The sequence below is a fragment of the Streptomyces roseolilacinus genome (assembly GCF_014649335.1).
Classification (GTDB): Bacteria; Actinomycetota; Actinomycetes; order Streptomycetales; family Streptomycetaceae; genus Streptomyces; species Streptomyces roseolilacinus.
On record NZ_BMSV01000001.1, the window covers coordinates 188640 to 210479 of the forward strand.

Annotated in this window: 19 protein-coding genes and 1 pseudogene; 14 read left to right on the forward strand and 6 right to left on the reverse strand. The window is 73.1% G+C overall.

Translation table 11 applies throughout. The annotated features are described in order from the left end of the window. The first annotated feature begins 492 nt into the window (after positions 1 to 492). The gene (locus IE106_RS00800) at positions 493 to 996 is read left to right on the forward strand and encodes a YfbM family protein (RefSeq protein ID WP_189529268.1); all 504 of its coding nucleotides are present in this window, start codon (positions 493 to 495) and stop codon (positions 994 to 996) included. Here IE106_RS00800 and IE106_RS00805 read toward each other — a convergent pair. Beyond that, positions 980 to 1543 carry a hypothetical protein gene (locus IE106_RS00805; RefSeq protein WP_189529269.1) on the reverse strand — a complete coding sequence of 188 codons (564 nt, stop codon included), beginning with the start codon at positions 1541 to 1543 and terminating at the stop codon, positions 980 to 982. The two genes, IE106_RS00800 and IE106_RS00805, sit on opposite strands and share 17 nt — an antisense overlap. 112 nt (positions 1544 to 1655) lie before the next feature. Here IE106_RS00805 and IE106_RS00810 point away from each other — a divergent pair, with 112 nt between their 5' ends. From IE106_RS00810 to IE106_RS00835, 6 genes are all read left to right on the forward strand, one after another. Then, positions 1656 to 2315 carry a GNAT family N-acetyltransferase gene (locus IE106_RS00810; protein WP_189529270.1) on the forward strand — a complete coding sequence of 220 codons (660 nt, stop codon included), beginning with the start codon at positions 1656 to 1658 and terminating at the stop codon, positions 2313 to 2315. A gap of 54 nt (positions 2316 to 2369) precedes the next feature. Then, complete coding sequence (locus IE106_RS00815; protein ID WP_189529271.1) at positions 2370 to 3041, forward strand: spermidine synthase family protein; 672 nt, start codon at positions 2370 to 2372, stop codon at positions 3039 to 3041. A gap of 81 nt (positions 3042 to 3122) precedes the next feature. Further along, positions 3123 to 3860, forward strand: coding sequence for a response regulator transcription factor (locus IE106_RS00820; protein WP_189529272.1), 738 nt, complete (start codon positions 3123 to 3125; stop codon positions 3858 to 3860). 209 nt (positions 3861 to 4069) lie between these two features. Further along, a complete protein-coding gene (locus tag IE106_RS00825) occupies positions 4070 to 5143 on the forward strand; it encodes a HAMP domain-containing sensor histidine kinase (protein WP_189529902.1) in 1074 nt (357 codons plus the stop codon). A gap of 290 nt (positions 5144 to 5433) precedes the next feature. After that, a complete protein-coding gene (locus IE106_RS00830; protein ID WP_189529273.1) occupies positions 5434 to 9279 on the forward strand; it encodes a multifunctional oxoglutarate decarboxylase/oxoglutarate dehydrogenase thiamine pyrophosphate-binding subunit/dihydrolipoyllysine-residue succinyltransferase subunit in 3846 nt (1281 codons plus the stop codon). Between the two features lie 126 nt (positions 9280 to 9405). Then, complete coding sequence (locus tag IE106_RS00835) at positions 9406 to 9585, forward strand: DUF6104 family protein (RefSeq protein WP_003992906.1); 180 nt, start codon at positions 9406 to 9408, stop codon at positions 9583 to 9585. On the opposite strand, the gene IE106_RS00840 is transcribed toward IE106_RS00835, so the two are convergent. Then, entirely contained in the window at positions 9586 to 10395 is an 810-nt protein-coding gene (locus tag IE106_RS00840; protein ID WP_189529274.1) for a hypothetical protein, read from the reverse strand. Between the two features lie 257 nt (positions 10396 to 10652). Between IE106_RS00840 and IE106_RS00845 the strand changes: the two genes are divergently transcribed. Next, positions 10653 to 11597: a PadR family transcriptional regulator gene (locus IE106_RS00845; RefSeq protein WP_189529275.1), complete on the forward strand. Its 945-nt coding sequence runs from the start codon at positions 10653 to 10655 to the stop codon at positions 11595 to 11597. Between the two features lie 26 nt (positions 11598 to 11623). Here IE106_RS00845 and IE106_RS00850 read toward each other — a convergent pair whose 3' ends face one another. From IE106_RS00850 to IE106_RS00860, 3 genes are all read right to left on the reverse strand, one after another. Next, on the reverse strand, positions 11624 to 13039 hold the full coding sequence (locus IE106_RS00850; RefSeq protein ID WP_189529276.1) for a glycoside hydrolase family 5 protein: 1416 nt from the start codon (positions 13037 to 13039) through the stop codon (positions 11624 to 11626). A gap of 105 nt (positions 13040 to 13144) precedes the next feature. Beyond that, on the reverse strand, positions 13145 to 14113 hold the full coding sequence (locus tag IE106_RS00855; protein ID WP_189529277.1) for a zinc-binding dehydrogenase: 969 nt from the start codon (positions 14111 to 14113) through the stop codon (positions 13145 to 13147). Positions 14114 to 14507: 394 nt separating this feature from the next. After that, positions 14508 to 15731, reverse strand: coding sequence for an NAD(P)-dependent malic enzyme (locus IE106_RS00860; protein WP_189529278.1), 1224 nt, complete (start codon positions 15729 to 15731; stop codon positions 14508 to 14510). 659 nt (positions 15732 to 16390) lie between these two features. On the opposite strand from IE106_RS00860, the gene IE106_RS00865 reads away from it, so the two are divergent. The 4 genes from IE106_RS00865 to IE106_RS00880 all read left to right on the forward strand — a co-directional run bounded on the left by IE106_RS00865 (position 16391) and on the right by IE106_RS00880 (position 20007). Further along, positions 16391 to 17380, forward strand: coding sequence for an ABC transporter substrate-binding protein (locus tag IE106_RS00865; protein WP_189529279.1), 990 nt, complete (start codon positions 16391 to 16393; stop codon positions 17378 to 17380). 42 nt (positions 17381 to 17422) lie between these two features. Further along, on the forward strand, positions 17423 to 18361 hold the full coding sequence (locus IE106_RS00870; protein ID WP_189529280.1) for an amino acid ABC transporter permease: 939 nt from the start codon (positions 17423 to 17425) through the stop codon (positions 18359 to 18361). Then, the gene (locus tag IE106_RS00875) at positions 18358 to 19119 is read left to right on the forward strand and encodes an amino acid ABC transporter ATP-binding protein (protein WP_308427849.1); all 762 of its coding nucleotides are present in this window, start codon (positions 18358 to 18360) and stop codon (positions 19117 to 19119) included. The genes IE106_RS00870 and IE106_RS00875 overlap by 4 nt, the downstream gene beginning before the upstream one ends. Before the next feature lie 258 nt (positions 19120 to 19377). Further along, positions 19378 to 20007: a CGNR zinc finger domain-containing protein gene (locus IE106_RS00880; RefSeq protein WP_189529281.1), complete on the forward strand. Its 630-nt coding sequence runs from the start codon at positions 19378 to 19380 to the stop codon at positions 20005 to 20007. On the opposite strand, the gene sodX is transcribed toward IE106_RS00880, so the two are convergent. Then, the gene (gene sodX / locus IE106_RS00885; RefSeq protein WP_189529282.1) at positions 19911 to 20336 is read right to left on the reverse strand and encodes a nickel-type superoxide dismutase maturation protease; all 426 of its coding nucleotides are present in this window, start codon (positions 20334 to 20336) and stop codon (positions 19911 to 19913) included. The two genes, IE106_RS00880 and sodX, sit on opposite strands and share 97 nt — an antisense overlap. Positions 20337 to 20495: 159 nt before the next feature. Between sodX and sodN the strand changes: the two genes are divergently transcribed. Then, complete coding sequence (gene sodN / locus IE106_RS00890) at positions 20496 to 20891, forward strand: superoxide dismutase, Ni (RefSeq protein ID WP_010471638.1); 396 nt, start codon at positions 20496 to 20498, stop codon at positions 20889 to 20891. Between the two features lie 247 nt (positions 20892 to 21138). Then, a pseudogene (locus IE106_RS00895) lies at positions 21139 to 21840 on the forward strand (phosphatase PAP2 family protein); the annotation flags it as partial.

Below are 21840 nucleotides of genomic sequence, written 5' to 3' on the forward strand. Positions count from 1 at the left end.
CCGACTCAATGCATGTGAGCCCGCCGTTGTTCCCCGTGCCTTGTTCGCTCTGAGCGATCTTCGGCTCCCCTGCCGGAAGGCACCCGCCGAAGCGCCCGCCCCACGCGGCCGGGTCCCGCGGCCGCCGCGCCCGGGAGCCGCCCACCGACCGGCACCGCCCCGCCGGTCCTCGCGCAACGGCGCCCGCCCACCGGCTGATTCCCGCGGGCCGGCGCCGGAGGCCGGCCCGCGGCCCGCGCCGGGGGCACCCGACAGCACGACGCTCCCACCGACCCGGCGGGGAGGGGCGCACCGGACACCCGCCCCTCCCCCGGCGAAGGCGCCACCGCGGCCTTCCGCGCCCCCGCGCGACGAAGCCGCCCGCAGAAGCGGGCGCGGGCACCACCCCGCGGCGCCGGGAGGACCGGTCTCGCCGCCCCACCGCCGCGCGGGGGGCCGGCGGGGCCCCCGCCGTCCGGGGGCGTTGTCAGTGGCGGCGCCTACGATCCGCTCATGAGCATGATCGGAGAGTACGCACGACTGACGGCCGACGAGTTCGAGCGGGCACTGGGGGATCCCGAGTGGGCGCAGGAGCGGGTCGACGAGCTGGTCGAGGCCGAACTGGGCGGCGGCGTCGGTGACGCGGACGCGCGGTGCCTCGACACCGACAAGGCGTGGCACGCCCTGGACTACCTGCTGTCGCGGATCGGCTTCCCCGTCGACATCGTCTTCGGGGAGGACGCGATACCGGACGCCGAGGACTGGGGCTACACCCCGCCGCGCTACCTGACGCCCGAGCGGGTCCGGGTCGCCGCCGAGGCGCTGCGGGGCATCCCCGCCGAACGGCTCGTCGAGGGGGTGGGGCCCGAGGACCTGGCGCGGGCGGACGTGTACCCGGTGGTCGTCTGGGAGCGGGGCGAGTCACTGGAGTACGTGACGGCCTACTACGAGGCACTGGTCCCGTTCTTCGACGCCGCGGCGCGCGAGGGGGACGCCATGCTCATGTGGCTGGACTGACCCGGCCCTCGCAGCTCGCCGTCGGGACCGTGTCGCCCGCGTCCGCCTCGACGGTGTCCGCGCCCGCGCCGCAGGAGGCGACGCGGTCGCCGGGGGCGCCGTCGCCGACGGTGATCCGGTCGCCGCCGCCGTGCGTGGCGACCTCGTCGGCGCCGGTCCCGGCGTCGACGATCGCGTCGAGGGGCACCGCGACGTACACCCGGTCGTCCAGGTCCCGCGCCTGGACGGCGACCCGGGCGACCCCGGAAACCGGGCCGCAGGTGACGAGGACGTCGCTGCGCCGGACGCACCCGTGCCCCGCCGCGGCGCCGGACTCGTCCTGGATCGCCAGCTCGCCGAGGAGGATGCCGACGACCACGTCGTTCCTGGCGCCGGGGAGGGCGTCGTAGGCGACGATGCCGCCGAAGCGGGTGGCCGTGCCGCCCTGCGGGGCGGCCGGGGCGGCGTGGACGAGGGGCGCGGTCAGGCCGAGGCCCAGGATCACGGCCGCCGCGGGCACGGCCACGCGGCGCAGCAGGCCGGCGCCGCCGGCTGTGGGGTTTCTCATGGTCGGACTCTCCCTTTCGTACGTCCCTCCGGAAACCGAAACAGAGAGTCACCACATTCGCACCATTTGTTACACCCTGGCGCCGCGCCGCCCCCTCGTGTGTAATGACCCCATGCGCAATGCAGACATTACAGCGGCGTGGGTCCGGGGCTGGGCCGTCTCCCGCGGCACCCCGCCGCCCGTCGAGGAGCCGTGGGGCTACCGCATCGACGTGGGCCTGGGCCGCCACGTCTTCCGGCACGTCCTGCCGGAGCCCGACGAGCCGACCGTCCGCAAGCTCTGCGAGACCGTGACGCAGCCCTACGCCTGGCTGAAGGTCCTCGCCGGGCCCGAGGAGGTCGCCGGCTGGATCACCCCCGAGTGGGTCGTTCCCGACGACCCGGGCTTCATGATGTACACCGACCTGCGCCCCGCCCCCGCCCCCGTCCCGGCGCCGCCCGCCGGGTACACCCTGCACACCGAGGTCCACGAGGGCGTCCACCTCGTGCGCGTCCTCGCCCGGGACGGCTCGCTCGCGGCGCGCGGCCAGGTGGCCCCCACGGGCCGTACGGCCGTGTTCGACCAGATCGAGACGTACGAGGCCCACCAGCGGCGCGGCCTCGGCCGCACCGTCATGCGCGTCCTCCACCACGCCGCCGCCGGGGCCGGGGCCGCCACCGGCGTCCTGGGCGCCACCGTCCAGGGCCGCGCCCTCTACGCGTCGCTGGGCTGGCGGTGCCAGGGGCCGCTCACCGGGGTCGTGCGCGGCCCCGGCACGGACGACGCCGACTGACCGGGAGGTCCCGAACTCCGGCGCCCCGCGCCCGTCTTGCATAAGGTGGGGCGCATGCCCGTGACGCTCGACCGACGTGAAGGCCCGTACGGTGAAGTCGTGCTGCGGCAGCGCGACGACCACTTCGAGATCATCGCCAACGGCACCTTCCTCATGGACACCTCCGACGGCCGCTCCGAGCGGCTCCTCGTCGACGCCGCCCTGCGCGCCCTCGGCGACACCCGGCCCGCCCGCCCGTCGATCCTCGTCGGCGGGCTCGGCGTCGGCTTCTCGCTCGCCCACGCCGCCGCCGACCCCGCCTGGGGCCGCATCGCCGTCGTCGAACGCGAACAGGCCATCATCGACTGGCACCGCGAGGGCCCCCTCGCCGCCCTGTCCGGCCCCGCCCTCGCCGACCCGCGCACGACGCTGCTCCACGCCGACCTCGTCGCGTACGTCCACGACCCCGGCGTCACCGACACCTACGACGCGCTCTGCCTGGACATCGACAACGGACCGGACTGGACGGTGACGGAGGGCAACGACGGCCTGTACTCGCCGGCCGGCCTGGCCGCCTGCGCCCGCCGCCTCAACCCCGGCGGCGTGCTGGCCGTCTGGTCCGCCCGGCCGTCCGCCGATTTCGAGGAGTCCTTGCGGAATGCCGGATTCACCGGGGTACGGTCGGAAGAGATCCCCGTTGCCCGGGGCGTACCGGACGCGGTCCACCTCGGGGTTCGCCCCGCGTAGCCGCGACGCGGTCCCTGCCTTTATGTTGTTGGCGGAAGCGCACGGATCTACAGCTCGCGCAGGTCGCGACAGGGGCGGGGCATGGAGCACGCACACACCAGCCACACCGGCAACGCGGTCACGCCGGGTACCCAGCGCCGGGTCCTGGTCGTCGAGGACGACACGACCATCGTGGAGGCCATCTCCGCGCGCCTGCGGGCCGAGGGGTTCCTCGTGCAGACCGCGTCGGACGGACCGGCCGCGGTCGACGCCGCGGAGGCGTGGCAGCCGGACCTGATGGTCCTGGACGTCATGCTGCCGGGCTTCGACGGACTGGAGGTCTGCCGCCGCGTCCAGGCGCAGCGGCCGGTGCCGGTCCTGATGCTCACCGCGCGGGACGACGAGACGGACATGCTCGTCGGGCTCGGCGTCGGCGCCGACGACTACATGACCAAGCCGTTCTCGATGCGGGAGCTGGTGGCCCGGGTCCACGTGCTGCTGCGCCGCGTCGAGCGGGCCGCGCTGGCGGCGGTCACGCCCCGCAGCGGCATCCTGCGGCTGGGCGAACTGGAGATCGACCACGCGCAGCGCCGCGTCCGCGTCAGGAGCGACGACGTGCACCTGACGCCGACCGAGTTCGACCTGCTGGTCTGCCTGGCCAACACGCCGCGCGCGGTGCTCTCCCGCGAGCAGCTGCTCGCCGAGGTGTGGGACTGGGCCGACGCGTCGGGCACGCGGACCGTGGACAGCCACATCAAGGCGCTGCGCCGGAAGATCGGCGCCGAGCGGATCCGCACCGTGCACGGGGTGGGGTACGCCCTGGAGACCCCGGCGCCGTGAGTCGCGGGCGCCCCGGGACCCGCGACGGCACCCGGACGACGGGCGGCGACGGCCGGGCGGCGGCCCGCGCCGACCGGGACCGCCGGGCCGCCGACCGCGCGTGCCGGAAGGCCGCGCGCGACGACCGGCCCTCCGGCGGCCCGTGCCCGAGGGCGGGCCGCGGACGCCGGCCCGCGGACGGCGACACGGGCCGCCGCCCGAGACGCGGCCTGCGCGGGCGGCTGCGCTCCGTCACCATCTCAATCAAGACGAAGCTCGGGTCCCTCGTCGTCGTCTCCGTCTTCATCACCACCGGGCTGCTCCTGGTCGCCCTGCGGACGGAGACCGAGCTGCGGTTCATCACGGTCTTCTCGGTGATCGCGACCCTGCTGCTCACCCAGTTCGTCGCGCACGGCCTCACCGCCCCGCTCGACGAGATGAACAGGGTCGCCAAGGGCATCTCGCACGGCGACTACACCCGCCGCGTCCGCGGCGCCGACCGCCGCGACGAGCTCGGCGCCCTCGCCTCCACGATCAACCGCATGGCGGACGACCTGGAGGCCGTCGACCGGCACCGCAAGGAGCTGGTCGCCAACGTCTCCCACGAGCTGCGCACCCCGATCGCGGGGCTCCGGGCCGTCCTGGAGAACGTCGTCGACGGCGTCTCGGCCGCCGACCCGGAGACCATGCGCACGGCGCTGGCGCAGACCGAGCGGCTGGGCCGCCTGGTGGAGACGCTGCTCGACCTGTCGCGGCTGGACAACGGTGTCGTACCGCTCCGGTCGCGCCGCTTCGAGGTGTGGCCGTACCTGTCGGGCGTCCTGAAGGAGGCCGGCCTGGCCGCCTCCCACCGCGCCGTCGGCTCCGGGTCGGGGCCCCACACGCGTACGGACGTCCACCTGCACCTGGACGTGTCGCCGCCGGAGCTGACCGCGCACGCGGACGTGGAGCGGCTCCACCAGGTGGTGGCGAACCTCGTCGACAACGCCGTGAAGCACTCGCCGCCGCACGGCCGCGTCACGGTGCGCGCCCGGCGCGGGGCGTTCCCGGAGTCGCTGGAGCTGGAGGTCGTGGACGAGGGCCCCGGCATTCCCGAGTCGGAGCGGCACAAGGTCTTCGAACGGTTCAACCGGGGCAGCGTCCCCGCTCCGCACGGACCGGGCAGCGACGGCGGCACGGGGCTGGGCCTGGCCATCGCCCGCTGGGCGGTGGATCTCCACGGCGGCCGCATAGGCGTGGCCGAGTCGGCGCGGGGCTGCCGCATCCGCGTCACCCTTCCGGGGATTCCGCGGCAGCGCGGTTGACATAGGGTTCGAACCGGAGCCGCTCCGGATCCGTGTACGTGTACGTGTACCCGTCCGGACCTGGGACGGAGCCGGTCAGGGGTGCGGGGAGCGGAAGCCGCAGCTCAGCCGACTGCTACCCGCGCACCGCCGAACCACGCATGTTTCCCGCCGGTTCTTCCCGCGAAACCCGCCGTTCGATGTGATGTACGCGACGATGCCACGCCCGGCCTGCACCTTCCGCTCGTAGAGGCGTAGCCTTTATTTCCGCTGTCCATCACCTTGTGAAGCGGAAGAGGGCGGTTGCCGCCGTGTCGTCTCAGTCCCCCAGTAACTCGAGCATCTCGTCCGACCAAGACGGTCAGGGCCAGAGCCCTGCGGCCGCCTTCGGTGCCAATGAGTGGCTCGTCGACGAGATCTACCAGCAGTACCTCCAGGACCCGAATTCGGTCGACCGCGCCTGGTGGGACTTCTTCGCCGATTACAAGCCGGGTGCCTCCGGCTCGGCGGACAAGCCCGCAGGCGAGGCTCCCGCGGCCTCGGGGGCCGCGGGCACCGTGACGCAGCCGGCCCCGGCCGCGGAGGCGCCCACCGCACAGGCCCCCGCCGCCCCGGCCGCGCCCGCCCCGCAGGCGGCCGCGCCCGCCGCACAGGCCCCCGCTCCGGCCCCCGCGCAGCCCGCGGCCGCCGCCCCCGCCGCTCCGGCGAAGGCGGCCCCCGCCGCCAAGCCGGCCGCCGCCAAGCCCGCCCCCGCGGCGAAGGCCGCCCCGGCGGCCGAGGCCCCGGCCGGTCCGGAGTTCGTGACGCTGCGCGGCCCCGCCGGCGCCGTCGCGAAGAACATGGACGCCTCGCTGGAGATGCCGACCGCCACCTCGGTCCGCGCCGTCCCGGTGAAGCTGCTGTTCGACAACCGCATCGTCATCAACAACCACCTGAAGCGGGCCCGCGGCGGGAAGATCTCCTTCACCCACGTCATCGGCTACGCGATGGTGCAGGCCATCAAGGCGATGCCCGCCATGAACTGGTCCTACCAGCTCAAGGACGGCAAGCCGACCCTGGTGAAGCCGGAGCACGTCAACCTCGGCCTCGCCATCGACCTGGTGAAGCCGAACGGCGACCGCCAGCTCGTCGTCGCGGCCATCAAGAAGGCCGAGACGCTGGGCTTCTTCGAGTTCTGGCAGGCCTACGAGGACATCGTCCGCCGCGCCCGCGCCAACAAGCTCACGATGGACGACTTCACCGGCGTCACGGTCTCCCTGACCAACCCGGGCGGCCTCGGCACGGTCCACTCCGTGCCGCGCCTCATGCCCGGCCAGTCGGTGATCATGGGCGTCGGCTCGATGGACTACCCGGCCGAGTTCCAGGGCACGTCCCAGGACACCCTGAACAAGCTGGGCGTCTCCAAGGTGATGACCCTCACCTCGACGTACGACCACCGCGTCATCCAGGGCGCCGCCTCCGGCGAGTTCCTGCGGATCGTCGCGAACCTCCTCCTCGGCGAGGACGGCTTCTACGACGACGTCTTCAAGTCGCTGCGCATCCCCTACGAGCCGGTCCGCTGGCTCAAGGACATCGACGCGTCGCACGACGACGACGTCACCAAGGCCGCGCGCGTCTTCGAGCTGATCCACTCCTACCGGGTCCGCGGCCACGTCATGGCCGACACCGACCCGCTGGAGTACCGCCAGCGCAAGCACCCCGACCTGGACATCACCGAACACGGCCTCACCCTGTGGGACCTGGAGCGGGAGTTCGCGGTCGGCGGCTTCGGCGGCAAGTCGATGATGAAGCTGCGCGACATCCTCGGCGTCCTGCGCGACTCGTACTGCCGCACCACCGGCATCGAGTTCATGCACATCCAGGACCCCAAGCAGCGCAAGTGGATCCAGGACCGCGTGGAGCGCCCGCACTCCAAGCCGGAGCGCGAAGAGCAGCTGCGCATCCTGCGCCGGCTGAACGCGGCGGAGGCGTTCGAGACCTTCCTGCAGACGAAGTACGTCGGCCAGAAGCGGTTCAGCCTGGAGGGCGGCGAGTCCGTCATCCCGCTGCTCGACGCGGTGATCGACTCGGCCGCCGAGTCCCGCCTCGACGAGGTCGTCATCGGCATGGCCCACCGCGGCCGCCTGAACGTCCTGGCGAACATCGTCGGCAAGTCGTACGCGCAGATCTTCCGCGAGTTCGAGGGCAACCTCGACCCGAAGTCGATGCACGGCTCCGGCGACGTCAAGTACCACCTGGGCGCCGAGGGGACCTTCACCGGCCTCGACGGCGAGCAGATCAAGGTCAGCCTGGTCGCGAACCCGTCCCACCTGGAGGCCGTCGACCCGGTCCTGGAGGGCGTCGTCCGCGCCAAGCAGGACATCATCGGCAAGGCCGGCACGGACTTCACCGTCCTGCCCGTGGCCCTGCACGGTGACGCGGCCTTCGCCGGCCAGGGCGTCGTCGCCGAGACGCTGAACATGTCGCAGCTGCGCGGCTACCGCACCGGCGGCACGGTCCACATCGTCATCAACAACCAGGTCGGCTTCACCGCCGCCCCGGAGTCCTCGCGCTCCTCGATGTACGCCACGGACGTGGCCCGCATGATCGAGGCGCCGATCTTCCACGTGAACGGCGACGACCCGGAGGCGTGCGTCCGCGTGGCGCGGCTCGCCTTCGAGTTCCGCCAGACGTTCAACAAGGACGTCGTGATCGACCTCATCTGCTACCGCCGCCGCGGTCACAACGAGGGCGACAACCCGCAGTTCACCAACCCGGCGATGGTCTCGCTGATCGACAAGAAGCGCTCGGTGCGCAAGCTGTACACCGAGTCGCTGATCGGCCGCGGCGACATCACCCTGGAGGAGGCGGAGCAGGCGCTCCAGGACTTCCAGGGCCAGCTGGAGAAGGTCTTCACCGAAGTCCGCGAGGCCACGACGCAGCCCGCCGCCACGCAGGCGGTCGACCCGCAGGCCGGCTTCCCGGCGGAGGACGTGAACACGGCCGTCTCGCAGGAGGCCGTCAAGCGGATCGCCGAGTCGCAGGTCAACATCCCCGACCACATCACCGTGCACCCGCGCCTGATGCCGCAGCTGCAGCGCCGCGCGGCGTCCATCGGGGACGGCACGATCGACTGGGGCATGGGCGAGACCCTCGCCATCGGCTCGCTGCTGATGGAGGGCGTCCCGGTCCGGCTCGCCGGCCAGGACTCCCGCCGCGGCACGTTCGGCCAGCGCCACGCGGTGCTGGTGGACCAGGAGACCAACGAGGACTACACCCCGCTGCTCTACCTGTCCGACGACCAGGCCCGCTACAACGTCTACGACTCGCTCCTCAGCGAGTACGCGGCGATGGGCTTCGAGTACGGCTACTCGCTGGCCCGCCCGGACGCGCTGGTCATGTGGGAGGCCCAGTTCGGCGACTTCGTCAACGGCGCGCAGACGGTCGTCGACGAGTTCATCTCCTCCGCCGAGCAGAAGTGGGGCCAGACCTCCGGCGTCACGCTGCTGCTGCCGCACGGCTACGAGGGCCAGGGCCCGGACCACTCGTCCGCCCGCCCGGAGCGCTTCCTCCAGATGTGCGCGCAGAACAACATGACGGTCGCCATGCCGACGCTCCCGTCGAACTACTTCCACCTCCTGCGGTGGCAGGTGCACAACCCGCACCACAAGCCGCTGGTCGTCTTCACGCCGAAGTCGATGCTGCGCCTGAAGGCCGCCGCGTCGAAGGTGGAGGAGTTCACGTCCGGCTCGTTCCGCCCGGTCATCGGCGACGCGTCGGCCGAGCCGTCCGCCGTCCGCAAGGTCGTCTTCTGCGCCGGCAAGGTCTACTACGACCTGGAGGCCGAGCGGCAGAAGCGCGGCGTCACGGACACGGCGATCATCCGCCTGGAGCGGCTGTACCCGCTGCCGGGCGCCCAGCTCCAGGCCGAGATCGCCAAGTACCCGAACGCCGAGAAGTACATCTGGGCGCAGGAGGAGCCGGCGAACCAGGGTGCGTGGCCGTTCATCGCGCTGAACCTGATCGACCACCTGGACCTGGCGGTCGGCGCGGACATCCCGCACGGCGAGCGCCTGCGCCGCATCTCGCGGCCGCACAGCTCGTCCCCCGCGGTCGGCTCGGCCAAGCGCCACCAGGCCGAGCAGATGCAGCTGGTCAACGAGGTCTTCGAGGCCTGACCGGCGACCGTCCGCACCTGCGGAGGGCCCGGCACCCCAGGGGGTGCCGGGCCCTCCGGCGTACCGGTCGCCCTACTCTGGGAGGGAACACCGGGGAGCGCCCCGGCAGGATTCAGGAGACGTGTCTTGTACTTCACCGATCGTGGCATCGAGGAGCTGGAGAAGCGGCGTGGCGAGGAGGAGGTCACCTTCGAGTGGCTCGCCGAGCAGCTGCGGACGTTCGTGGACCTGAACCCGGACTTCGAGGTGCCGGTCGAGCGGCTGGCGACGTGGCTGGCGCGGCTGGACGACGAGGACGACGAGTAGTCACCCGTACGACGCGGGGCGCCGCCCCGAGGCGAGCCCCAGCGCGCCCTGGGCGGTGAGCAGCGCCCCGGCGCACCCCCAGCCGGGGCTGGGGGTGCGCCGGGCCAGGGCCCAGACCAGGAGCGGCAGGCCGACGGCGAGTTGGACGCCGGCGACGGCGAGGCGGACGCGGGCCGGGGCGGCGGGCGTCCCCCGGCCCGCGGCGTCCGGTTCGGCGCGGGCGGTGTCGCGCCGGTCGGGGCCCTCGACGTCGCGCGCGCCGGGACGGGTCCGGGCGGCGGCCCGCAGGTGCGCGGTGGTCCCGCCGGGCTGCACGCCGGGCGGTGGCTCCAGTCCGAGGCGGGTGAGCACGGCGACCAGGCCGAGGAGGCGGGCGCGGGCGTCGGCGTGCGGGTCGGGGCGGGTGAGGGCCTGGAGGTCCTGCACGTCGAGGACCGGGTCGAGGCCGAGGCGTTCGGCGAAGGTGAGCATGGCCTCGTCCTCGCCGACGGGGGTGCCGTCCGCGAGCCAGGTGTAGTCGACGGGCCTGCGGAAGCCGTACGCGAGGGTGTGGCCGGCCCGTTCGCCGTCCCACCACAGGGCGACGACCGGCCAGGGCGCGCCGACGCCGAGGGCGGTGGCCCATCCGGTGGCGATCCGTTCGACCGGTTCGGAGCCGTCGAGCCAGGGGCGACCCTCGGGGACGAGGACGCTCCAGCCCGTGCCCGCCGGTGCGAGGACCATGGGCTCGCGCAGCAGGTGGGCCGGGGCGGCGACGGCGTCGGGTTCGGCCCGGCAGAGCAGCAGCACGCCGGTCGGTGTCGCGTCCATGAGCCATACGCTAGGGCAATTTGCCCGTTTATGGCGGTCTTGACTTGCCTCGACCGCGATATATCGTGGATTCGGGGGAGGAGACGCGATATGCCGCGTCCCGGCGGTGCGGGGCGCCGGGAGCCGAGAAGCCGAGAAGGGCAGCACCATGCCAGAGTGGTCCGTCACCGAGCCGACGGGGCTCACCCCCCGCACCCCCGCGGCCGCGCCCGGCGCGGCCACCACCGAGGGCCTCCCCTCCGGAAAGGCGCGGTGACGTGCCCTCCGTGTTCGCCCACGGCCGTCTGCGGCTGTACCTGCTGAAGCTGCTCGACGAGGCCCCCCGCCACGGCTACGAGGTGATCCGGCTCCTGGAGGAGCGCTTCCAGGGGCTGTACGCGCCCTCCGCGGGCACCGTCTACCCGAGGCTCGCCAAGCTGGAGGCCGAGGGGCTGGTCAGGCACGCCTCGGAGGGCGGCCGCAAGGTGTACTCGATCACCGACGCCGGCCGCGCGGAGCTCGCGGCGCGCAGGAGTGAGCTGGCCCACCTGGAGCAGGAGATCCGCGAGGCGGTGGCCGAGCTGACCACCGAGGTCCGCGACGACGCGCGGGACCCGGCGGGGCGGCCGCGCGGCGGGATACGGACGCCGGGCGGGACGCGCCGTACGGGGGACCGCCCGGGCGGCGGGCAGGAGTGGGAGGCGTGGCGCACCGCGAAGGAGGAGCTGCGGCGGGCCCGGCAGGAGTGGCACGAGCAGACCCGGCGGGCCAAGGACGAGGCGCGCCGCGCCCGCGAGGAGGCGCAGAACGCGCGCCGCCAGGCGCAGGAGGCCCAGGAGCGGGTCCGCCAGGAGGTGCAGAAGGCCGCCCAGCAGGTCCAGGAGCACCTGGCGCGGGGCGACTGGCCCTCCGGGGTGCGGGACGGGCTGGCGGACCTGACGGACCGTCTGGGCGGCCTCCTGGGCGGCCCGGGAGGCGGCTCCCGGCCCCCCGGCACGGCGCCCGGCCCCGGCCCCGTCCGCGCCCCGGACCGGGCCGGGGAGGCCGGGGCCGCCGGCGACCCGGTCCGCGACCTGGAGCGCCTGCTGGACCGCTTCCGCGACGAGGTGCGGGACGCCGCCCGCGACCACGGCGTGACGCCCGGGCAGCTGTCGGAGGTCCGCCGCCACCTGGCGGCGGCGGCGGACCGCGTCACCTCCCTGCTCCGCCCGGACGGGGACTGACCGGCGGCCCGGCGCGGGCCCGCGCCTCAGCGCCGGGTCACCCGGAGCGTGACCGTCGCGCCCGGAACCGCCCGTACCGTCACCCGCGTCGCCCGCCCGGACGCCGGCACCTCGGTCCGGCCGGGCCGGGCGCGGCCCTCGACCCCGACGCGCCAGCCGCGCGGGGAGGGCGGGAGGGAGAGCTCCGTGGCGCCGGGGCGGGCGGTGTAGGTGACGCGGTACGCGTCCGGGGCGTGGACCTCGTCGCGTACCTCGCCCGCCACCGCCGTGGCGTACGGCGCGACCGTCAGGCCCTTGTGGGCGCGGAACCGGCCCTCCGCGTCCAGGGCGCAGTACCCGCCGCCGTAGCACCACACGTAGCCCGCCCAGCCGGAGCTGTAGCGGTTCAGCGAGGCGAGCGCGTCGCGGTGGAAGCGGCCCATGTTCGGCAGGGAGCTGTCCGGCGGGCCCCACTCCCCCACGACGACCGGCACCCGGTGCGTCCGGGGGTACGCCACGACCGCCGCCTCGTACGCCTCGATCCAGCCCGCCGCCGGGTCGTAGTCGGCGCCCGCCTCCATCGCCGTGCTGTAGAAGTGCGGGGCGTACACGACCTTCGGGTCGTCGATCCGGCCGAGCCCGGTGGGCACGCCCTCGCCGATGATCGGCGTCGGCTCGACGAACAGCCAGCCGTCCCGGTCCACGGCGCGCACGGCCGCCGCGAGCCGCCGGTACATCGGCGTCAGCTGCTCGGCCTCGATGCGGCGGGCCGCCGCGGGGAGGTCCTCGCCGTCGCGCAACTCCCCCATCGGCTCGTTGATCAGGTCGTATCCGAGGACCGCCGGGTGGTCCCCGAACCGGTCGGCGAGGACCCGCCACATCGCGGCCTGCGCCCGGCGCAGGTCCTCGTCCTCGTAGAGGTGGGTGAAGGCCCGCTGCACGGCCGGTTCGAAGTACTCGGCGAACCAGTCGTCGGGGTGCGGGGTGAACGGCAGCCCGTCGGTGCGGGTCGCCCACTCCGGTACGCCCCGGTGGCCGAAGGCCGGGCCGAAGACGTCCTGGTGGGCGTCGATGACGACGTGGACGCGGTACGCGCGGGCCCAGTCCAGGACGCGTTCGATCTTCCGCAGGTACGCCTCGCTGTACCGGCCGCGGACCGGTTCCAGGTCGTCCCAGAAGACCAGGAGGCGGGCGAAGTCGAAGCCGTGCGCGGCGAGGTCGCGGAAGTGGCGCTCGGTGACGGCGGACAGGGCGGCGTCGCCGCGGTGGGTCTTGTCCTCGACGTTCCAGCCGCGCAGGGTGAGCACGCGGCCCCGGTCGTCGGTGAGGTCGGGGATGCGGGCCGCGGCGGTGGCCGTACTCGCGGCGGGAGTGGCGGGCTCGGGTGCGGTGGCCGCCCCGGCCGCGGGGCAGGCCCCGGCGAGCAGGGCGGTGAGGGCGACGGCGCTGACGGTGGTACGCATGGTGAACCTCCGGCATGGCGTGACGTGACGCTCGTACGCGACGCGATGCCGGAGATCCCACCAGCAGACCTGACGGCCCCTCAAGGGGCAGTCAGGTCAAGGGTGTCAGGAGGCGGGCGTCAGCACGACCTTCCCGAACAGGTCGCCGGACTCCATCTTGGCGAAGCCCTCCCGCGCCCGGTCCAGCGGCAGCACCTCGTCGATCACCGGCCGGACCCCGGTCGTGGCGCAGAAGGACAGCAGGTCCTCCAGCTCGTCCTTGGAGCCCATGGTCGAGCCGACGACCTTCAGCTCCAGGAAGAAGATCCGGGTCAGCTCGGCGTGCGAGGGCCGGTCGCCGCTCGTCGCGCCGGAGATGACCAGGGTGCCGCCCGGCCGCAGCGACTTGACCGAGTGGGACCAGGTGGCGGCGCCGACCGTCTCGATGACGGCGTCCACCCGCTGCGGCAGTCGCGCGCCCGGCTCGAACGCGTCGACGGCGCCCAGGTCGACGGCGCGCTTGCGCTTGGCCTCGTCGCGGCTGGTGGCGAAGACCCGCAGCCCGGCGGCCTTCCCCAGCACGATCGCGGCGGTCGCGACGCCGCCGCCCGCGCCCTGGACGAGCACGGAGTCGCCGGGGCGGACCCCGGCGTTGGTGAACAGCATCCGGTACGCGGTGAGCCAGGCGGTGGGGAGGCAGGCGGCCTCCTCGAAGCTCAGCTCCTTCGGCTTGGGCAGCACGTTCCAGGTGGGCACGGCGACCCGCTCGGCGAACGTGCCCTGGTAGCGCTCGGTCAGGATGGAGCGGGGCTCGCGGGGCCCGACCCCGTGGCCGGTCTGGCCGATGACGGAGTGGATGACGACCTCGTTGCCGTCCTCGTCGACGCCGGCGGCGTCGCAGCCGAGGATCATCGGCAGCTTGTCCTCGGGCAGGCCGACCCCACGCAGGGACCACAGATCGTGGTGGTTGAGGGAGGCGGCCCTGACGGTGACGGTGGTCCAGCCCGGTCGTGCCTCGGGTTCCGGGCGGTCACCCAGCTCGAGGCCGTTGAGGGGTTGATCGCGGTCGATACGTGCGGCGTAGGCAGCGAACATGGCCCTGAGACTAGGCGCGCACGGTGCGCGACGGAACCACACCCCGATGTGACGCACGTCCCTCCGCCCCCTTCCGCCCCGGCGCCACCCGCCCGTTCGGCCGGCGACCGGCCGCTGCGCGGCGGCGGATCCGCCCCGGGACGGCGGGCGGGCCCCGCGCCCCGCCGGGCTCCGTCCCGCCGGGCGGGCGGCTCCCGGCGGACGGCGATCCACGGCGGACGGCGGCCCGGGGCAGGCGCTCCGGAGCGGGCGGCGGCCCGGGCAGCCGGCCCAGGACGGGCGGCCCAAGGGGGCGGCTCCCGCCCCGGCGGGGGCCGGGGATCCGCGCCCCGGTACGCCGAAGGGCCGCACCGCGGTCCCCCGCACGGGGTGGCGATGCGGCCCTCCGGGTGGGTCAGCGGCGGGCGACGCCCTCCGCGCGGGCGGCCGCCGCGACGGCCGCGGTGACCGCCGGGGCGACGCGCTCGTCGAACGGCGACGGGATCACGTAGTCGGCGGCGAGCTCGTCGCCGACGACGTCCGCCAGCGCATTGGCCGCCGCGATCTTCATGCCCTCCGTGATGCGGGAGGCCCGCACCTGGAGCGCACCGGCGAAGATCCCGGGGAAGGCCAGCACGTTGTTGATCTGGTTCGGGAAGTCCGACCGGCCGGTGGCCACGACCGCCGCGTACTTGTGCGCGACCTCGGGGTGGACCTCCGGGTTCGGGTTGGCCATGGCGAACACGAACGAGTTCGGCGCCATCGACGCGACCGCCGGTTCCGGGACCGTACCGCCGGAGACGCCGATGAAGACGTCCGCGCCGGCGAGGGCCGACTCCAGCGAACCGGACAGGCCCGCCTTGTTGGTGAGCTCGGCGAGCTCCCGCTTGACCGGCGTCAGGTCGTCCCGGTCCCGGCTGACGATGCCCTTGCGGTCGGCGACCGCGACGTCGCCGAGGCCGGCCTCCAGCAGGAACTTCGCGATCGCCACACCGGCCGCGCCCGCGCCGGAGATCACGGCGCGCAGGTCGCCGAGACCGCGCCCGGTGAGCCTGGCCGCGTTGCGCAGGGCCGCGAGGGTGACGATGGCCGTGCCGTGCTGGTCGTCGTGGAAGACCGGGATGTCGAGGCGCTCCTGGAGCTTCCGCTCGATCTCGAAGCACCGGGGCGCCGAGATGTCCTCCAGGTTCACCCCGCCGAAGGAGGGGGCGAGCCGGACGACGGTCTCGACGATCTCGTCGGCGTCGGTCGTGGCGAGCGCGATGGGCACCGCGTCCACGCCGCCGAACTGCTTGAACAGGATGGCCTTGCCCTCCATCACGGGGAGGGAGGCCTCGGGCCCGATGTCACCGAGGCCCAGGACGGCCGTACCGTCCGTGACGACGGCGACGACCTGGGACTTCCAGGTGTAGTCGTGGACGAGCTCGGGCCGCTCGGCGATGGCGCTGCACACTTTCGCCACGCCGGGCGTGTACGCGAGGGACAGGTCGTCCTTGTCGCGGATCGGGACGGTGGCCTGCACGGCCATCTTTCCGCCCCGGTGGAGGGCGAATGCCGGGTCGAAGGGTTCGTCCGAGGCGTTCTGCGCACCGTCGCCGGTATCGCTGACGCCACGAGGGTTGACGATCTCCGCTGCCATTGGGTTGACCCCTTAATTCTTCATGGTTCGAGGGTGGCCACTCCTGGTTGAGGAGGGGTGGGCGGGCACCGCGTCCGTGCCTCGCGGCAGGCGGTTGGCCCGCCCCCGCGGGGACTGGTACGAACGCGCGGGCGCGCCGCACAACGCGCCCTGAGCCCCGGATGAGGGGTGTAAGGATCCTTCTTACCTGACGGAGGCCCCGGCAGACGAGTCCGATTTCCCGCGAGCCAGGTCACCGGGCCCGAGGGGCGTCCCGGCGGGGGTCCGGGACCGTCCCGGAGGGGCGGTCCGCCGCGTCCGGCGGCCGGGGTGACACATCCGGCTATTCGGCCCAGAATGCTCCGTACCCCGGTGACATGACTCATGGGCGAATATCTGGACAAGTCCTCTCCGCATCCGGATTGCCACCGCGATCGTGTCCGGATCGCGAGATCGGCAGGAGATTTTCCGGCGCGGTTCCGGTAAGTCCGCAGAAGGTCCGGCCAGGATGGGCCGGGTCGTTGAGGTTCAGGGATCACCCGTTATCCGATTTTGACATGCGGAGCCCCTTGTGAGGGGTGGTCCGAATGGCAAGATGCCGTAATCACACGAGGTCGCGACACTCGAAGGTGCGTGCCCGACCCATTGGCATTCCTTTCACCCGCCGGAGGAACCCGACCATGACCGCAAGCACCACCCGCCGCTCGACCGCCGCGAAGACCCGGACGCTGCGGTCGTCCCGGACCGCCGCGGTCGCTGCGACCGCGGTCGCCGGCGCCATGCTGCTCACCGCGTGTGGCGACCAGACGCAGAAGGGCGCCTCCGACCAGGAGACGAAGGGGACGGCGGTGACCTCCGCCCCGCTCGCCGACCGGCTGCCGCAGGCCATCCGGGACAAGGGTGTCATCAAGGTCGGTTCGGACATCGCGTACGCACCCGTCGAGTTCAAGGACAAGGACGGCAAGACGGTCGGCATCGACCCCGACCTCGCCGAGGCGATGAGCAAGCAGCTCGGCGTGACGTTCCAGTTCGAGAACGGCACCTTCGACACCCTGATCACCGGTCTGCGCGCCAAGCGGTACGACATCGCGATGTCCGCCATGACCGACACGAAGGACCGCCAGCAGGGCATCGACTCGGAGACGAAGAAGAAGGTCGGCGAGGGCGTCGACTTCGTCGACTACTTCAACGCCGGTGTCTCCATCTACACCAAGAAGGGCGCCGACAAGGGCATCAAGGCCTGGGCGGACCTCTGCGGCAAGAAGCTCGTCGTCCAGCGCGGCACGGTCTCCGAGGACCTGGCCAAGGCCGAGTCGAAGAAGTGCACGGACGGCAAGAAGCCCGCGATCGCGATCGAGGCCTTCGACACCGACCAGCAGGCCCAGACCCGCCTGCGCTCCGGCGGCGCGGACGCCGGCTCCTCCGACTTCCCGGTCGCCGCGTACACCGTGAAGACCTCCGGCGGCGGCAAGGACTTCCAGATCGTCGGCGGGCAGGTCGAGGCCGCCCCGTACGGCATCGCGGTCGCCAAGAGCAACACGCAGCTGCGGGACGCGATCAAGGCCGCCATGGACGCGGTCATCGCCAACGGCGAGTACAAGAAGGTCCTCGACAAGTGGGGCGTCGCCCAGGGCGCCGTGACCGAGGCCAAGATCAACGGCGGTTCCTGATTCCCGGCCGGCACCCACAGGCCACTGAGAGGCACCACCACTGTGACAACTGACATCGAGAAGAAGGGCCCGGAGGACGCCGTTCCGCCCGCCGGCCCCGAAGCGATCAAGGCGATCCCGGTCCGCCACTACGGCCGGTACGTCAGCGCCGTCGTCGCCATCGCGGCCTTCGCCGCGATCGTGTACGCGTTCGCGCAGGGCCAGATCAACTGGGACGCCATCCCCGACTACTTCTTCGACGACCGGATCGTCGAGGGCGTCGGCCAGACGCTCCTCCTGACGGTCCTGTCCATGGCCATCGGCATCGTCGGCGGCATCCTCCTCGCCGTCATGCGGCTGTCGAGGAACCCGGTGACGTCGTCGATCGCCTGGTTCTACATCTGGTTCTTCCGGGGCACCCCGGTCCTGGTCCAGCTGTTCGTCTGGTTCAACCTGGGCCTGGTCTTCGAGTACATCAACCTCGGCCCGGTCTACAAGGACGAGTGGTCCGACTTCATGACGCCGTTCCTCACGGCGCTCCTGGGCCTGGGCCTGAACGAGGCCGCGTACATGGCCGAGATCTGCCGCGCGGGCCTCCTCGCGGTCGACGAGGGCCAGACCGAGGCCGCCCACGCCCTGGGCATGAGCCACAGCAAGACCCTGCGCCGCATCGTGATCCCGCAGGCGATGCGCGTCATCGTGCCCCCCACGGGCAACGAGGTCATCAACATGCTGAAGACGACCTCGCTGGTGGCGGCGGTGCAGTACTACGAGCTCCTGCGCAACGCGCAGGACATCGGGCAGACGTCCGGCGCCCCGGTGGAGATGCTGTTCCTGGCGGCCACCTGGTACCTGATCATGACCTCGATCCTCAGCGTCGGGCAGTACTACCTGGAGAGGTACTACGCGCGCGGCAGCTCGCGCTCGCTTCCGGCCACCCCCTGGCAGAAGGTGAAGACGCACCTGCTGTCGTTCTCCAGCCGGCAGGGAGGCAACGCATGACCGCCATGGTGAAGGCCGAGGGCGTCCACAAGTCCTACGGGGCCGCGCACATCCTGAAGGGCATCGACCTGGAGGTCGCGCCGGGCGAGGTGTTCTGCCTCATCGGCCCGTCCGGGTCCGGCAAGTCGACGTTCCTGCGCTGCATCAACCACCTCGAGAAGGTCAACGCCGGACGGCTGTACGTCGACGGCGAGCTGGTCGGCTACCGCCAGAAGGGCGACCGGCTGTACGAGCTCAAGGACGGCGAGGTCGCGCTGAAGCGGCGGGACATCGGCATGGTGTTCCAGCGCTTCAACCTGTTCCCGCACATGACGGCCGTGGAGAACGTCATGGAGGCGCCGGTCCAGGTCAAGCGGGAGACCAGGGCCGTGGCCCGGGAGCGGGCGCTGAAGCTGCTGGACCGGGTCGGCCTCGCGGACCGCGCCGGGCACTACCCGTCGCAGCTCTCCGGCGGCCAGCAGCAGCGCGTGGCGATCGCCCGCGCGCTGGCCATGGAGCCGAAGCTGATGCTGTTCGACGAGCCGACGTCGGCGCTCGACCCGGAGCTCGTGGGCGACGTGCTGGACGTCATGCGGGACCTGGCCGAGTCGGGCATGACGATGGTCGTCGTCACGCACGAGATGGGCTTCGCCCGTGAGGTCGGCGACTCGCTGGTCTTCATGGACGGCGGCGTGGTGGTCGAGTCGGGCAACCCGCGGGACGTCCTGACGAACCCGCAGCACGACCGGACCAAGGCGTTCCTGTCGAAGGTGCTCTGACCGGCCCGGCGAGCCGCGTGGAGAGGGGCGGTACGGGTGTCCGGCACCCGTACCGCCCCTCTCCCGTGCGCGCCGCGGCCGCGCACCGGTGCCGGGGAACCGGGAGGGCGGCGCCTTCGTGATACTTCGTGTGGCGCGTGTGACGTGGAGCACGTGGGGGGCGGGATGGGGCACAATCTGCCGAGTAACACCCAAACCTCCCATTCATCTCTTACCCTTGAACCGTCGAACCCGAGACCGCTCCGGTAAGGATTTCTAGTGGAACTGGCCTATTACTCGGATTACGCCGTGCGTCTGGTGAACACCGAGGAGCCGGCGCGCAACAAGGACTCCCTCACCTCCGTCGAAGCGGTGCGGGACCTGTTCGGGGACCTGACGCAGATGTCCCGCCGGCTGACGGACACCGACGTGACCCGGTTCCGGTCGGTGCGGGCGCGGCTGCGGGCGGTCTTCACGGCGGCCGACGAGGGCGACCCCGCGCGGGCGGTGGACCTGCTGAACTCGTTGCTGCTGGAGTTCCCGGTCAGCCCGCAGATCTCCGGCCACGACATGCTCGACGACGAGGGCCGCCCCCGCTGGCACATGCACCTGGCCGAGCACCCGTCGAACGCGACCGCCGGGTACGCCGCCGTCGCCGCCATGGGCCTGGCGTTCCACCTCACGGAGTTCGGCGCGGACCGGCTGGGCCTGTGCCAGGCCCCCCCGTGCCGCAACGCGTACCTGGACACCTCCACCAACCGCTCCCGCCGCTACTGCTCCGACCGCTGCGCCACCCGCGCCAACGTGGCCGCCTACCGGGCCCGCAAGCGCCTGGAGACCGAGCGGTCCGCGAGCACCGGCCGCACCGCCGAGAGCAGCCACGCCAGCACGACGCCGACCGACCGCTGACGCCCCGGCCGGATCCCCCGGTACCGCGCCCGGACCCGGCCCAGCACCAGCTCGGAGGGGACCGTCCCGAAGGCCCTGCTGTCCACCGCCTCGGCGGCCTGGTTGTCCCCCAGCACCCACCAGCCGCCGTCGCGCCGCTCCACCAGCCGCTTGACGATCAGCAGGTCCTGCTGGAGCGGGTGGCGCAGCACGACCACCGCCCCGGGACGCGGCGGCGCCCCGTAGTGCACCAGCAGCCGGTCGCCGTGGTGCAGCGTGGGCACCATGGAGGGCCCCGTCACCTCCGCGATCCCGAAGGGCAGCAAGGGCCCAGGCCCTCGTTCCGTCATCAGCGTCCACCACCTGCCGGGGATCCCACGCGCGGTTCCTCCACCAGTCCCATGATCTCCCTGGACTTTTGTCCTAAGCCCCAGGGGGCGCTCGCGAAAACCGTCCTCTCACCGAGTAATGTCCCACCTGAGAAGACGATCACGAGGAAGGACAGCTGCATGCTCTCCCGCCTGTTTGCCCCGAAGGTGAAGGTCAGCGCCCACTGCGACCTGCCCTGCGGTGTCTACGACCCGGCCCAGGCCCGCATCGAGGCCGAGTCGGTCAAGGCCGTCCAGGAGAAGATGGCCGCGAACGACGACCCGCACTTCCAGGCCCGCGCCGTGGTGATCAAGGAGCAGCGCGCCGAGCTCGCGAAGCACCACGTCTCCGTGCTGTGGAGCGACTACTTCAAGGCCCCGCACTTCGAGAAGTACCCGGAGCTGCACCAGCTGGTCAACGACACCCTGAAGGCCCTGTCGGCCGCCAAGGCGTCGACGGACCCGAAGACCGGCGAGAAGGCCCTGGAGCTCATCGCCGAGATCGACCGCATCTTCTGGGAGACCAAGAAGGCCTGAGTCACCCTCCCGCGGCGCCGTGGAAGGGCCGCGGGCGAAAAACTCGGGGAAGGGCCCGGCCGTCTCGTACGGCCGGGCCCTTGCGTCTGCCCGGACCGCGCGGGCCGAGGCGCGGAAGGGAGCCGCGGGGGTGCCGGGCCCGCCGTCCGGGGCTTCGGCGGGCGGGGTCAACCCCGACCTTCGTCGGGGGGCGCGGCCGCTGATCGGCGGGGGCCGGGGCCGGGGGCCGGCTCCTAGCTTCGGCGGCATGGACAAGGGACTTCGACGAGGAACGTGGACGGCTCGGCTGGCGGGAGGCGCGGGCGTCCTCGGCGCGGGCGGGGGCGCGGTCGCGTGGCTCGCGCCCGGGGGGCTGGGGGACCCCGGCGCGACGGTCGTGACGGCGGGGGCCTCCGCGGACGCGTACCGGGCGCTGGCGGGGGCCGCGGCGGACGGGCCCGGGTGGCTGGGCGGGCTGCTGGAGGTGGCCACCGAGGGGACGCTGGTGGTGCTCGGGGTGGTGCTCCTCGCCGTGTGGTGGGCGGGGCTGCGCGCCGGGGACGTGCGCCGGGTCGCCGGGACCGTCCTGGCCGGGGCGGGGACCGTCGCGGCGTACGGGGTGAGCGAGGCCGTCAAACTGGTCGTCGACGAGGAGCGGCCCTGCCGGGCGCTCGGGGCGGCCGCGCGGGCGGTCGCGCGGTGCCCCGAGCCGGGCGACTGGTCGTTCCCCAGCAACCACGCGACCCTCGCCGCCGCGCTGGCCGTCGGCCTCGCCCTCGTACGGCCCGGTCTGGCCCTGCTGACGCTGCCGCTCGCGGGGGCCGCCGCGCTGCTGCGGGTGCTGGTGGGCGTGCACTACCCGCACGACGTGGCCGCGGGCGCCGTGCTCGGCGGGGCCGCGGTGGTGGCCGTCGTGCTGGTCGCCGGCCCGGCCGCGCGGCGGCTCGCCGCGTGGGCCCTCGCGACGCGG

Excerpts from the sequence above, each read along its gene's own strand:
- IE106_RS00855 (WP_189529277.1), bottom strand. The coding sequence starts at position 14,113 with ATGTTCGCTGCCTACGCCGCACGTATCGACCGCGATCAACCCCTCAAC.
- IE106_RS00810 (WP_189529270.1), top strand. The coding sequence starts at position 1,656 with ATGCGCAATGCAGACATTACAGCGGCGTGGGTCCGGGGCTGGGCCGTC.
- IE106_RS00860 (WP_189529278.1), bottom strand. The coding sequence starts at position 15,731 with ATGGCAGCGGAGATCGTCAACCCTCGTGGCGTCAGCGATACCGGCGAC.
- IE106_RS00865 (WP_189529279.1), top strand. The coding sequence starts at position 16,391 with ATGACCGCAAGCACCACCCGCCGCTCGACCGCCGCGAAGACCCGGACG.
- IE106_RS00850 (WP_189529276.1), bottom strand. The coding sequence starts at position 13,039 with ATGCGTACCACCGTCAGCGCCGTCGCCCTCACCGCCCTGCTCGCCGGG.
- IE106_RS00805 (WP_189529269.1), bottom strand. The coding sequence starts at position 1,543 with ATGAGAAACCCCACAGCCGGCGGCGCCGGCCTGCTGCGCCGCGTGGCC.
- IE106_RS00820 (WP_189529272.1), top strand. The coding sequence starts at position 3,123 with ATGGAGCACGCACACACCAGCCACACCGGCAACGCGGTCACGCCGGGT.
- sodN (WP_010471638.1), top strand. The coding sequence starts at position 20,496 with ATGCTCTCCCGCCTGTTTGCCCCGAAGGTGAAGGTCAGCGCCCACTGC.
- IE106_RS00815 (WP_189529271.1), top strand. The coding sequence starts at position 2,370 with ATGCCCGTGACGCTCGACCGACGTGAAGGCCCGTACGGTGAAGTCGTG.
- sodX (WP_189529282.1), bottom strand. The coding sequence starts at position 20,336 with ATGACGGAACGAGGGCCTGGGCCCTTGCTGCCCTTCGGGATCGCGGAG.
- IE106_RS00800 (WP_189529268.1), top strand. The coding sequence starts at position 493 with ATGAGCATGATCGGAGAGTACGCACGACTGACGGCCGACGAGTTCGAG.
- IE106_RS00840 (WP_189529274.1), bottom strand. The coding sequence starts at position 10,395 with ATGGACGCGACACCGACCGGCGTGCTGCTGCTCTGCCGGGCCGAACCC.
- IE106_RS00875 (WP_308427849.1), top strand. The coding sequence starts at position 18,358 with ATGACCGCCATGGTGAAGGCCGAGGGCGTCCACAAGTCCTACGGGGCC.